Annotated in this window: 9 protein-coding genes and 5 tRNA genes; 13 read left to right on the plus strand and 1 reads right to left on the minus strand. The window is 32.8% G+C overall.

Translation table 11 applies throughout. From position 1 onward, the window contains the following. The first annotated feature begins 4 nt into the window (after positions 1–4). The 6 genes from B5X81_RS01090 (at position 5) to B5X81_RS01115 (ending at position 1879) form a co-directional block, all read left to right on the plus strand. Positions 5–80 (plus strand) — tRNA-His (locus tag B5X81_RS01090). 20 nt (positions 81–100) lie between these two features. Continuing rightward, positions 101–176 (plus strand) — tRNA-Gln (locus B5X81_RS01095). 5 nt (positions 177–181) lie between these two features. Beyond that, positions 182–257: transfer RNA gene (locus tag B5X81_RS01100), tRNA-Lys, on the plus strand. Between the two features lie 7 nt (positions 258–264). Continuing rightward, positions 265–339 (plus strand) — tRNA-Cys (locus B5X81_RS01105). Between the two features lie 20 nt (positions 340–359). Beyond that, positions 360–436 (plus strand) — tRNA-Arg (locus tag B5X81_RS01110). Positions 437–823: 387 nt separating this feature from the next. After that, positions 824–1879 carry an NAD(P)-dependent alcohol dehydrogenase gene (locus tag B5X81_RS01115; protein WP_079488700.1) on the plus strand — a complete coding sequence of 352 codons (1056 nt, stop codon included), beginning with the start codon at positions 824–826 and terminating at the stop codon, positions 1877–1879. A 100-nt stretch (positions 1880–1979) separates the two neighbouring features. On the opposite strand, the gene B5X81_RS01120 is transcribed toward B5X81_RS01115, so the two are convergent. Then, the gene (locus B5X81_RS01120) at positions 1980–4094 is read right to left on the minus strand and encodes a sigma-54 interaction domain-containing protein (protein WP_079488701.1); all 2115 of its coding nucleotides are present in this window, start codon (positions 4092–4094) and stop codon (positions 1980–1982) included. 192 nt (positions 4095–4286) lie between these two features. Here B5X81_RS01120 and B5X81_RS01125 point away from each other — a divergent pair, with 192 nt between their 5' ends. The 7 genes from B5X81_RS01125 to B5X81_RS01155 all read left to right on the plus strand — a co-directional run bounded on the left by B5X81_RS01125 (position 4287) and on the right by B5X81_RS01155 (position 12956). Continuing rightward, complete coding sequence (locus B5X81_RS01125) at positions 4287–6218, plus strand: alpha/beta hydrolase family protein (protein ID WP_079488703.1); 1932 nt, start codon at positions 4287–4289, stop codon at positions 6216–6218. Then, a complete protein-coding gene (locus B5X81_RS01130) occupies positions 6205–7272 on the plus strand; it encodes a M20 family metallopeptidase (RefSeq protein ID WP_079488704.1) in 1068 nt (355 codons plus the stop codon). The genes B5X81_RS01125 and B5X81_RS01130 overlap by 14 nt, the downstream gene beginning before the upstream one ends. Before the next feature lie 59 nt (positions 7273–7331). Continuing rightward, positions 7332–8903, plus strand: coding sequence for an ABC transporter substrate-binding protein (locus B5X81_RS01135; protein ID WP_079488706.1), 1572 nt, complete (start codon positions 7332–7334; stop codon positions 8901–8903). Between the two features lie 218 nt (positions 8904–9121). After that, entirely contained in the window at positions 9122–10048 is a 927-nt protein-coding gene (gene nikB / locus B5X81_RS01140; RefSeq protein WP_079488707.1) for a nickel ABC transporter permease, read from the plus strand. A gap of 20 nt (positions 10049–10068) precedes the next feature. Then, positions 10069–10965, plus strand: a complete 897-nt coding sequence (locus tag B5X81_RS01145) for an ABC transporter permease (RefSeq protein ID WP_079488709.1) — start codon at positions 10069–10071, stop codon at positions 10963–10965. A gap of 19 nt (positions 10966–10984) precedes the next feature. After that, positions 10985–11989 (plus strand): ABC transporter ATP-binding protein, encoded by a 1005-nt coding sequence (locus B5X81_RS01150; RefSeq protein ID WP_079488710.1) that lies wholly within the window; start codon positions 10985–10987, stop codon positions 11987–11989. A gap of 13 nt (positions 11990–12002) precedes the next feature. Beyond that, positions 12003–12956 (plus strand): ABC transporter ATP-binding protein, encoded by a 954-nt coding sequence (locus tag B5X81_RS01155; protein WP_170917226.1) that lies wholly within the window; start codon positions 12003–12005, stop codon positions 12954–12956. Positions 12957–13040 lie beyond the last annotated feature (84 nt).

The raw sequence follows: 13040 nt of genomic DNA on the forward strand, positions 1-13040 counted from the left end.
TATGGCGGCTGTCGTCAAGTGGTTAAGACACAGGATTGTGGCTCCTGCATTCGTGGGTTCGAATCCCATCAGCCGCCCCATTAAGTTTATAATATAATATTGGGGATTAGCCAAGTCGGTAAGGCAACGGACTTTGACTCCGTCATTCACAGGTTCGAGTCCTGTATCCCCAGCCAGACATGACCCATTAGCTCAGTCGGCAGAGCACCTGACTTTTAATCAGGGTGTCCCGCGTTCGAGTCGCGGATGGGTCACCAACAATAAGGCGGCATAGCCAAGTGGTAAGGCAGAGGTCTGCAAAACCTTTATTCCCCAGTTCAAATCTGGGTGCCGCCTCCAATTTAAATTTAATAGGAGATGCGCCTATAGCTCAGCTGGATAGAGTGTCTGACTACGAATCAGAAGGTCGGGAGTTCGAATCTCTCTGGGCGCACCAAATTGAGTAGACTATAGTTATTTTGGACATTCCATCAAGATGAGTTATAGTCTCATTTTATATCCAATAAGTCTGACTTTTGGCAAAAAAATCATTGGTCAGATATATTGTGATTTATGATGAAAATAGCAAATTAATAGAGATTATTACTAGATAGTCCTAGGTATATTTACATACTTAGGGCTTTTTTCATTGGCTCTTTGTCAATCGTTGGGGTGGGATTAGTTTTAATCCTGTTCCAGTATTACATTAGAGCCTATTTTAATGTAACAAAAAATAGGAATAATATGATCATAAATTCAATATACAATTTATGGTTTTAGAACTATTAATGGGGGTATAAATATTGTAAAATTTATAAAAAATTGAATTTGGAGGAGGAATAAAATGAAAGGATTAGCTATGCTCAAAATTGGTGAAATAGGATGGATTGAAAAGGAGAATCCAAAATGTGGTCCTATGGATGCTATATGTAAACCAATAGCATTAGCTCCTTGTACCTCTGATGTTCATACTGTATGGGAAGGAGCAATAGGAGAAAGAGAAAATATGATATTGGGCCATGAAGCAGTAGGGGAAATAGTTGAAGTAGGTAATTTGGTTAAGGATTTCAAAGTAGGAGATAAAGTTATAGTGCCAGCAATAACACCTGATTGGAACTCAATAGAAGCACAAAATGGATTTCCAATGCATTCAGGTGGAATGCTAGCTGGATGGAAATTTTCAAACTTTAAGGATGGTGTATTTTCTGAGTATTTTCATGTAAATGATGCCGATGGGAATTTAGCCCTGCTGCCAGAAGGTGTAGATCCAGCTGCTGCATGTATGCTAAGTGATATGATGCCTACAGGGTTTCATGGTGCGGAACTAGCAGATATACAATATGGAGATAGTGTATTGGTAATAGGAATTGGTCCAGTAGGATTGATGGCTGTTGCAGGCGCAAATTTAAAGGGGGCTTCCCATTTATATGCTGTAGGTTCAAGGCCAAATTGTATAGAGATAGCTAAGGAATATGGAGCTACTGATATTATTAATTATAAAGAGGGCAGTATTGTGGAACAGATAATGAGTAAAACAAAGGGAAAAGGCGTAGATAAAGTAATTATAGCAGGAGGAACAGTAGATACTTTTGCAGAAGCAGTTACCGTATTAAAACCAGGAGGAATAATAGGAAATATAAATTATTTAGGTGAAGGGGAATTTGTAAAGATACCAAGGCTAGAATGGGGAGTAGGCATGGGTCATAAAACAATTGTAGGAGGGCTTATGTTAGGTGGAAGACTAAGAATGGAAAAATTAGTTTCGCTATTAGAAACAAGCAAAATAGATACTAGCAAATTAGTGACACACACATTCCAGGGATTTGATAAATTAGAGGAAGCTTTATTATTAATGAAAGATAAACCAAGGGATTTAATAAAACCAGTAGTTCTAATTTAGAAATGTAAATGCAAAGTAAATATAATAAATAAAAAGTTTTGTTTAAAAAGCAAAAATAAGGGATCGGCAAAAAAACTGGCCAATAAATAGGTTAACAATCCTATTTATTGGCCAGTTTTTCAACCAGTTTATTTATATATTTACTTTGATATCGTAGAAAATCCTTTCCATTTTGAGTTATATAACTTCCACTTCGTCCTTTTTTTGTAATAATAAATTTAAGCTTATTCAATATTTTTAAATTTTTTCGCAATTGACTTTCTTGAATAGGTGTATTTTGGCGTTCTAATGTTTCTAAAAGATGTTTTCTGCCAGCAGTTTTATTAATTTCATTAAGGTATTCAACAGCTTTTAGAACTATTAAAGCTGTTGAAAAACATGTTTTTTCTTCTAGAAACTTTTTTTCTTTTTCAAAATAAGTAGAGAATTCGTTTTTGATATCAAATGAACAACTTTTTTTTATGTTGGTTTCAATTAAATAGTTTGGTAAGGATTTTAAAGTTACTTCATTTCCTTCTTCAATGGTTGATATATATTCAGCAACATTTTTTAGTTCTCTAATATTTCCTGGCCAGTCGTAGGTTGTTAGCAGGTTTATGCATTGTTTAGAAAAAGAAAATTTTTTATTTATGAAGTGTTTTAAAAGTACAGGTACATCTTCAATACGGTCACGTAGTGCTGGTAAATGTAAAGGAAATACATTAAGTCGATAAAATAAATCCTTTCTAAAGGTTCCTTCTTTTACCATATCTGTTGGATTTCTATGGGTAGCTGCAATTATTCTAACGTCAATATCAATAACTTGTTGTGAGCCAATAGGCATAATTTGTCTTTCCTGTAAAACTCTAAGGAGCTTTGATTGCAAAGTAGTAGGCATATCACCGATTTCATCAAGAAAAATAGTACCATTGTTAGCTTGTTCAAAAAGACCTTTTTTACCATCCTTTAATGCACCGGTAAAAGACCCCTTTACATATCCAAAAAGTTCACTTTCCAAGAGGCTATCAGGCACAGCAGCGCAATTAATGGCCACAAAGGGTTGATTATGTCTTTTTGAAGCATTATGAACCGCTTGAGCAATGACTTCTTTTCCAGTACCACTTTCGCCTGTAATGAGAACAGTTAAATCTGATTTTGCTATTTTTCTACTCATTTCAATTATATTTATCATAGCATCAGAATCTCCAATAATGTTGTCAAAGGTATATTTTGCAATTTGCCCCTTTTCACGGAGCTGTTTGCTAAGATTTTGTTCTAGTTTCTTAATGTAAGTGACTTCTTGAAAATTGAAGTATAATCGCCTTTCTTTGTTATAATGAATTAAATTTTTCTTTTGCAAATTGATATATTTTTTTCTGTAAAAGATTAAATTATTGTAAAATTTATCATCATAATAGGATTCCATATTTAAGCCTTCCAAAACATTGTGTAAAAATTGACCAATAATTTCTTTCTTTATATTAAATATCTCTTTGAATTTTTTATTATAAACCAAAATTTTTCCATCACTGGAAGTTAGCAATATACCATCATTTGATAAGTCTAATAGATAATCTAATTCTTCTGTACGAGTAAACAAGTCATTATAATTTTTTTGAATTCCTATGTTAGAACTAAGAATTTTTTTACAGTAATTATATAGATTTTGATGTACAGTTTTATCATTGATATTGAATTTGTTTATAATAAGCAACATGGTTGGAGTATCTAATACTCTATGACCAATATCAATAACATTTTTTATGTGTTTAGGGATTATTTTGGGATCAGCAGAAGGGGATAAAGCAATATCAATATTACTATAATCCTTAGATGGCTCTGCTGGAATTAAGTTAAGATGTTTTACCCCAATACCGTAAAGGCAAGATACCGACTCTATAATAGTTTCAATATCGTCATTTATTACAAGAACATCAGTATTAGCCGGAATTGAAAATAATGGATAGATATATTTTTTTAAAAATGTTCTTTCAATTATAATTATATTTTCAGGGCTTCTAACAAAAGGCCTTATTCTAATAGCTCGGCTACTTGCCATTGCTAAAATTAAATCATCTTCAATCAAGTTGTTTTCATTTAGTCTATTTATAAAATAAATATTTACTTGTATACGATTCCCAAAAACTTCCTTGATATTTTTCCTTAGAGTATCTTTCACGCCATTATGCTTATTAGATTCTTCTATATAGTCCAATACAATTGCAATGGATTTCATTTTCAAACTCCTTGTCTATGTGTATTTTAAATAGATTTTAAACTATTTTTAATATTTGTGCAAATATTACCTTTTAGAAAATTTGGTAATTGCATATCATAGAAATTGTAATTATAGAATTCACCTTATTTAGAAAAAATTTCAAATATTGGCATAACAATTGCTTTATATTTATATATGTGAGGTGAAAAAATGAAACAGAAAATTCAGTGCAATGATTTTTTGAAAAATAATATATTAACTAATCTAAAGGTAAATAAAAGTAAAACTAAAGGACTTTATTTTATTAATACTTTAAATTTAGAAAAAAATTGTTACGAAAAACAACTTGCCATTTTTGAAATGGAAAATTTGAAAACAAGGCCAATGAATTTGAATATTAAACCAGATGATTTTGAATTTTATGGTGATGAAGTCATTTTTAAAGTATATGAGGGTAAGAGAACAAAGCTTTACTATTATAATTTTTACACAGATAAAATAAGAATATATGCAGACTTACCTTACAAAGTCAAAAGTTTTGCGTGCTGTGATGATGGCTTCTATTTTACAGCAACTTATAGGAGTGATTATGATGTTGAAATAATTAAAAGTGGAACCGAACTGCCCTTTTATCAAGAAGGAGTAGGTTTTTCCGCTGAAAGTAGGACATGTTTGTTTAAAACAGATAATAATAGTTTTGAAATTAAAGCATTGACTGATTTAAATACGGATATAGATGATATAGTTTTTGATCTTGAAAACAATAGGATTATATATACAGCCTTTAAGGGGCAACCTTGTAAGTCTGTAGTTTCAGATGTATATACCTATGATTTAATTAATAAAGAAATAAAAAAGTGGACAGATAGTAATTACCGCATCAGTTATGCAGATAAATTATCTTCTAAGGAGCTAATATTTGCAGGAGTAGATTTGAGAATAAAAAGTCGAAATGATAATCAGCAGCTATATAAAATCAATGTGATAACCGGACTTTGTGAGGACTTGGGGAAACCTTCAGATAAAAGTAATGAGGTTCCAGGAGTTGTTACTGATATTAGGTTCTCCACATCAAGGCCAGTAATGGCGATAGAGGGTATTTTTTACTTTTTAATTGTTGATCGTTATCAAGTAAGATTAAGTAAAATTGATTCCAGAGGCAATTTCAAAATTTATGAAATGGAGTTAAGGACAATTGACAGCTATCAGGTTTTGAAAGATGGTATTTTGCTTATTGGACTTAAGGGGTTAGGTCTACATGAGCTTTATCTATTTAGAAATGATCAATTGACTCAAATTACAAGATATAATGACTGGATGTTCACGGAAAGACATCTCAGTATTCCTCATCTCATAAAGAGTTATGATGGTGATATTGATATAGATGGATGGGTATTTCCGCCAGTTGAGATTGAGCCTGGAAGAAAATATCCAGGAATATTAATGATCCATGGTGGACCTAAAATGATATATACCGATGTGTATTCCCATGATATTCAGTTATTAACCGCAAATGGGTATTATGTTTTTTATGCAAATCCAAAGGGAAGTGATGGCCGTGGAGATGATTTTGCAAATATAAGGGGCTCATATGGAGCCATAGCATACAAAGAATTAATGGAGTTTACAGATACGGTAATATGTAAATATCCACAATTAGATAAGAACAATCTTGGTGTAACTGGGAGATCATATGGTGGTTATATGACTAACTATATTATAACAAGAACCGATAGATTTAAAGCTGCCATTTCTGAAAGCGGTATTAGTAATCTTACAACTACATTTACATCATCTGATATCGGCTATAGTTATGTTTTTGAATATATGGGAAATAAGCCTACACCATGGACATCAAATGAATATTTAGAGGCTTCACCTATTATGAATGCAAATCATGTAAAGACACCAACTTTGTTTATACATGGAGAAGAAGATCATAGATGTAATTATACGGAATCTTTAAATATGTACTCTGCATTAAACTTTCATGGAATAAATACAAAATTATGTCTTTTTGAAGGAGAAAATCATGGACTAAATGTTACTGGAAAACCTAAGAGCAAGCAAATCAGATATAAGGAATTGTTAAACTGGTTTGACAAATTTTTAAAGAAGGGAAGAAAAAATGGACACCATTAATTTACTAAAGGAATTAATAAAAATTAATTCTTCAACAATTGAAAAAGCCAATGAAGCAATTGAATTTGCCAATAACTATCTTTTAAAGAATGGCTTAAAGGGAGAAATTATAGAAAATAATGGTTTTAAAAGTTATGTAAGTATTATTGGATCAGGGGAAAAAACTATAGTATTAAACGGGCATTTAGATGTGGTTTCTGGTGAAGAAAGTCAGTTTGAACCTGTTGAAAAAAATGGAAGAATTTATGGCAGGGGAAGTGCTGATATGAAAGGCGGCTGTGCTGCAATGATGAATGCAGTCCTTTCTTTAAAGGATAAACCGTTGAACTGTAAATTAATGCTGCAGCTTGTTTCAGATGAAGAAGAAGGGGGAGACAATTGTAGTAAATGTTTAGTAGAAAAGGGTTATGTAGGGGATTTTGTAATTTGTACAGAGCCAACTAACTTGAATGTGGGAATTCAATCAAAGGGATTTATAAGAGTGAATATTAAAGCTGATGGTGTGTCAGCCCATGGAAGTAGACCATGGGAGGGAAACAATGCTATTTTAAATAATATAGAAAATTATAAGAAAATAATGAAGCTTCCCATTTTAAATCAAGGATCTAAGTATTTTAAAAAATCTTCTGTTAATTTAGCTTTTATACATGGAGGTGATGTTTATAATAGAGTTCCCTATGAAAGTACTATTGGTCTTGATATTCGATTTATACCTAATCTAAATCCTTACAAAATTTTTGAGGAAATAAAAAGAGTAGTTAATGGAAAAGTAGTATTAAAGTCCTTGGGTTCTGGAGTTAATAATTTACCAGAAAATATCTATGTAGAAAAGTTTTTGAATACTATAAAAAAGCTAGAGGGTTGTACAAATACAAAACTCATTGCTCAACATGGCTCTGCCGATACAAGATTTTTTTCTGAAAAAAATATTCCAGCCTTGGAATTTGGTCCTGTTGGAGAAAATTGGCATGGGGAAAATGAGTATGTAACTATTAAATCTATTAGGATACTTGAGTCTGCAATAAAGAAATTTATTAGGGAATTTAACATGTGATTTTAAAGGAAATAGAAAAACCTTTAAAAAATAAAAAAAAATAGTAGGAGGAGTTAGTTATGGGGAAAAAAACATTATGTGTGCTAATGATATTAGTTCTTGTCATAGGTCTGTTTTCTGGTTGTGGGACTAAAGAGGAAAGCAGCATCGAAGGTTCTGAAAAACAAGAAACAACTAATGAAGCCAATACTGAGGAGCCTGTAGCCAAAGAAAATAAAGATGAAATCAAGATAGCGCTACATACTGATATTGTTTCATTAGACCCTCAAGGACATAACGACACCACATCAGAAACCGTTTCTTTTTTACTATTTAACAGACTATTTAAATTGAATACGGATTTTGAGGCAGTGCCTGACTTGGTTGAAGAATATTCACAGCCATCGGATAAAGAATGGGTATTAAAAATTAAAGAAGGCGTGAAATTTCATGATGGTGTAGAAATGACATCGGAGGATGTCAAATTTAGTTTAGAAAGATCCAAAAAATCACCTACAGTACAACATGTTTTAGCTGAAATAGAAAAGGTAGAAATTGTTGATAAATATACCGTTAAGGTAACCACTAAAATGCCCTTTGCACCATTTATATATACCCTTGTCCATGCCGGTTCATCTATCTTACCTAAACATTATGTAGAATCAGAAGATAAATGGAATAATCCTATAGGCTCAGGCCAATATAAATTTGTAGAATGGATTTCTGGTGACAAAATAGTTCTAGAAAGAAATGAAGATTATTATGACAAAGATAATATGGGTATGTCAAAGAAAATTGTATTTAGAGTAATACCTGAAGATACAAGTAGAACAATTGCCCTTGAAACCGGTGAAGTAGATATAGTAGATACATTATCAGGTCTTGATGCTCCAAGAGTAAAGGAAAATCCCGATTTAGACCTTTATGAAAAGCCATCAACAACAATTGCCTATGCAGGGATGAATGTTGAAAAACCTCCATTTGACAATGTTCTTGTGAGAAGAGCTATGAATTATGCAGTAGATAAAGAAGCTATAATTGAAGTTGCATTAAATGGAGCCGGTGTAGAGGCAAAATCAGTGACAGCTGAGGCTTTGTTAGGATATAAAGCAAATGATGAATATACTTATGATCCTGAAAAAGCAAAGGAACTCTTGAAAGAAGCTGGTTATGATGGAGATCTTGAAATTGAAATCTGGGCATCGGGAGACATAAGAAAGAAAACAGCTGAAGTTATTCAGGCAAATTTAATGGAAATAGGTGTAACAGCAAGTATTGAAATGTTTGAATGGGGAGCATATCTTGAAGCGACAAATTCAGGAAAGCAGGGGATGTTTGTTTTAGGTTGGACCTCAAACCCCGATCCCGATGCAACATTAACACCACAATTTAGCAAAGAGAGTATTGGTGCACAAAATAGGTCAAGATATGTAAGTGATAAAGTGGAACAATTGTTATTGGATGGTAGGGCAGAATTGAATACAGAGAGAAGAAAAGAAATTTATAATGAGTTGCATGAAACAGTTATGAATGATGGACCTTGGGTACCTTTATATGTAAGTAACAAAGTTTTAGGAGCAAACAGTAAATTGCAAGGAGTTGAATTAAGCCCACAGGGATTATGGAATTTACATAAGCTTCATTACAAATAATATTTTCGTTTTTCTTTTTATAAAAATTTTAGATGTATGCTTTTATAGCTTAATTTATGGATATAGAAACTACCAGTCACTTTAATTTATGCCAAAAATAATTAATAACAGTTGCTTCTATCCTTAAGTTGTATTAGCGTACATCTATATAAAAAAATAAATGTATCATGAAGATTGAGATATAAAAATATAGAGTTAGAAAAAGAGTTGGAGGACCCATGATTAAATATATTTTTAATAGATTGTTAATGCTTATACCAGTTGTAATAGGAGTAACCTTCTTGGTGTTTTTTATTGTTAGCTTAACTCCAGGAGATACAGCGGCAATGATTATAGGTGAGGGAGCCACCCAAGAAGCCATTAAGGAGCTAAGAACAGAAATGGGTTTAGACGACCCAGTTATAGTTCAGTATGGAAGATATATGAAGGATTTATTAACTGGAAATATGGGAGATTCTTATTCCAATGGAAAAGCTGTTTCTTCAGAAATAGCATCAAGGTTTCCCAATACCTTTAAATTAACTATACTCAGCATTCTTGTTTCAATAATAATTTCAATTCCAATTGGTGTAGTGTCGGCTACAAAGCAATATTCTATATTTGACAGTTTGGGAATGGTTTTAGCGTTAATTGGTATTTCAATGCCTTCGTTTTGGCTAGGACTTATATTAATTATAATTTTTGCCTTGAATCTAGGATGGTTTCCATCGGGGGGAGCAGATAGTTTTAAAAGCGTTATACTACCGGCTGTAACTCTGGGAGTGGCTTCAACAGCAAGCATAACAAGAACCACAAGATCATCGATGCTTGAGGTTATAAGGCAAGATTATATTAGAACAGCAAAGGCAAAGGGGGTTAGTAATAAAAAAGTAATTAGAAAACATGCCTTAAAAAATGCACTGATTCCAGCTATTACAGTTATAGGATTAGAATTTGGTGTTATGCTAGGTGGTGCTATCCTTACTGAAACTGTTTTTTCCTGGCCTGGAATTGGTAGATTAATGGTGGAATCTATTCAAAGAAAGGATACACCTATGGTTTTAGGATGTATTATTACATTTTCTGTTTGTTTTAGTATTGTAAATTTAGTTATTGACATTCTTTATGCATATATTGATCCAAGAATTAAAGCTAATTATGAATAAATGAAAGAATGAGGTGTTTTATGGACTCAGCTTATATTCAAAATATAGAAGAAATTAAAAAGAAGTATAAAAAGAGAAGTCAAACTAGAGAAGTCTGGCGTAGATTAAAGAAAAATAAAATGGCTATTTTAGGAATTATCATTTTAAGCATTTTCATTTTAACTGCAATTTTTGCTGACTATATAGCTGATTATAAGACCGAGGCAATAAGGATGAATGCAAGGGAACGACTTCAGGAACCAAGCAAAGAACATTGGTTTGGCACCGATGATCTTGGAAGGGATATTTTTGCAAGGATTGTTCATGGAACTAGAATATCTTTATTTGTAGGGACTATCTCAGTAGGAATAGCCTTAAGCATAGGAGGTACACTAGGTGCCATTTCAGGCTATTATGGGGGAAAATTTGATAATATAATCATGAGGACCCTTGATATTATTTTGGCAGTTCCATCAATTCTACTGGCAATAACAATAGTATCATCTTTAGGTGCAAATATTGTAAATGTAATGATTGCCGTTGGAATTTCCAATATACCGGGATTTGCAAGGGTAGTAAGGGCTGCTGTTTTAGGTGTGAAGGATCAGGAGTATATAGAGGCGGCAAGGGCTATTGGTGCTAAAAATCATGTTATCATTCTTAAGCATGTTTTACCAAATTGCCTGGCTCCTATAATTGTATATTCTACTTTAAAGGTGGCAACGGCCATTATGGCAGCGGCGGGACTTAGCTTTATCGGTCTTGGTGTAAAACCTCCTACTCCAGAGTGGGGAAGCATGCTATCTGGAGGAAGGGCCTTTATTAGAGACAAAATGTATATAGTACTATTTCCTGGATTAGCTATTATAGCTACAATTTTATCCCTCAATCTTCTTGGGGATGGTTTAAGGGATGCCCTTGACCCAAGACTAAAATAAAATAACAGGAGGTAAAGCTTTGAATAATAAAATACTAGAGATAGATGACTTGGTTATTGAATTTCGTACAGATGACGGAGTGGTGAAAGCTGTAAACAATATAAACTTATCCCTAGACAGAGGAAAAACCATAGGTATTGTAGGAGAAACTGGTGCAGGTAAAACAACCATGGCCCTTTCTATTTTGAATCTAATTCCAAAACCTCCTGGGAAAATAATACAGGGTTCTATTAATTTAGATGGTATAGATATTTTAAAGAAAACAGAAAGGGAACTGGAAAAAATCAGGGGAAGAATAGTTTCAATGATATTTCAAGACCCAATGACAGCCTTGAATCCTGTTATTACCGTAGGTGAACAAATAGCTGAGGTAATAAGCATACATCAAAGGATAGGTAGTAAAAAAGCAATGAAAAAGGCTGAAGAAATGCTTGAGATGGTGGGAATTCCAAGGGAACGTATTTCAGAATATCCCCATCAATTTTCAGGGGGAATGAAGCAAAGAGTAATTATTGCTATAGCCTTAGCTTGTAGTCCAAGGCTTTTAATTGCCGATGAGCCTACAACGGCTTTAGATGTAACGATACAAGCTCAGGTACTAAAATTAATGAAGGAGCTAAAAGAAAAGCTTAAAATGTCAATGATAATGATTACCCATGATTTAGGGATTGTAGCCCAGGTTTGTGATGAAGTTGCTATAATGTATGCAGGAAAAATAATAGAGAAAGGTAATTTAAGAGATGTTTTTGAAAATCCAAAGCATCCCTATACTGAAGGGCTTTTTAATTCTATACCGAATATTGACAATAGAAAGGTTATGCTAAAACCTATTAGAGGGTTGATGCCAGACCCTTGCAATTTGCCAAAGGGCTGTTCGTTTTGTGATAGATGTGATTATGCTTTAGAAAAGTGTGCAAATGAGAAACCAAAAAAAATTTCTTTTAGCCATACTCATTTTGTAGAATGTCATCTTTACGAAGTGGAAAAGGACTATAAATTGAAATACATTTATAATAGGGAATAAGGGAGTGTATTAGTTGAAGGAGATATTATTGGAGGCAAAAAACTTAAAAAAATATTTTAAAACACCAAAGGGCATGCTACATGCTGTAGATGGTGTGAACTTTAAGCTGAGAAAAGGAACAACTCTGGGGCTTGTAGGTGAATCAGGATGTGGTAAATCTACAACTGGAAGGGTTTTGCTTAGACTTTTAGAAGCGACCGATGGAGAAGTAATTTATGAGGGTAAAAATATTCTCCATTTAAATAGTAATGAAATGAGAGCGCTTAGAAAGGAAATGCAAATAATATTTCAAGATCCCTACGCTTCCTTAAACCCTAGAATGACAGTGAGCCAGATTATAGAAGAACCTATTAAATTAAATAAGCTTATTAAAAACAAAGAAGAGCGATTTATAAAGGTACTTGAATTAATGGAGCTTGTAGGCCTTTCTGAGCGATTAATTAATACATATCCCCATGAATTGGATGGAGGAAGGAGACAAAGAATAGGAATAGCAAGGGCCTTATCCCTTAATACGAAATTTATTGTTTGTGATGAACCGGTTTCTGCTTTAGATGTGTCTATTCAGGCTCAAATTCTTAATCTTATGAAGGAATTGCAAAAAAAATTAGACTTAACCTATATATTTATTACCCATGATTTATCAGTAGTCAATCATTTTTCCGATGAAATAGCAGTTATGTATTTAGGAAAAATTATTGAAAAAGCACCATCTGAAGAACTGTTTAGTCATCCTATTCATCCCTATACAAACGCTTTATTGTCAGCAATACCTAAGCTAACGATTAAACAGGATAATGAGCAGATTATATTAAAGGGAGAAATTGTTTCTCCTATTAATCCAAAGCCAATTTGTAGATTTGCAAATCGATGTATTTATGCAAAAAAAATATGTAAGGAAAAGGAACCAGCTTTAGAAAAAGTTTGTGAAAACCATTATGTTGCATGTCATTTATTTAAAGAATAATATATTATAATTTTATCTCTTCCTCTAATTTTCTATTTCCCATACTGCTTAGGTGGTATGGGAAATTAAATTGTTAGAGGAATT

This window comes from Maledivibacter halophilus (assembly GCF_900167445.1).
Lineage (GTDB): Bacteria > Bacillota > Clostridia > Peptostreptococcales > Caminicellaceae > Maledivibacter > Maledivibacter halophilus.

Coding starts and splice junctions, on each gene's coding strand:
- B5X81_RS01115 (WP_079488700.1), top strand. CDS start 824: ATGAAAGGATTAGCTATGCTCAAAATTGGTGAAATAGGATGGATTGAA.
- B5X81_RS01120 (WP_079488701.1), bottom strand. CDS start 4,094: ATGAAATCCATTGCAATTGTATTGGACTATATAGAAGAATCTAATAAG.
- B5X81_RS01125 (WP_079488703.1), top strand. CDS start 4,287: ATGAAACAGAAAATTCAGTGCAATGATTTTTTGAAAAATAATATATTA.
- B5X81_RS01130 (WP_079488704.1), top strand. CDS start 6,205: ATGGACACCATTAATTTACTAAAGGAATTAATAAAAATTAATTCTTCA.
- B5X81_RS01135 (WP_079488706.1), top strand. CDS start 7,332: ATGGGGAAAAAAACATTATGTGTGCTAATGATATTAGTTCTTGTCATA.
- nikB (WP_079488707.1), top strand. CDS start 9,122: ATGATTAAATATATTTTTAATAGATTGTTAATGCTTATACCAGTTGTA.
- B5X81_RS01145 (WP_079488709.1), top strand. CDS start 10,069: ATGGACTCAGCTTATATTCAAAATATAGAAGAAATTAAAAAGAAGTAT.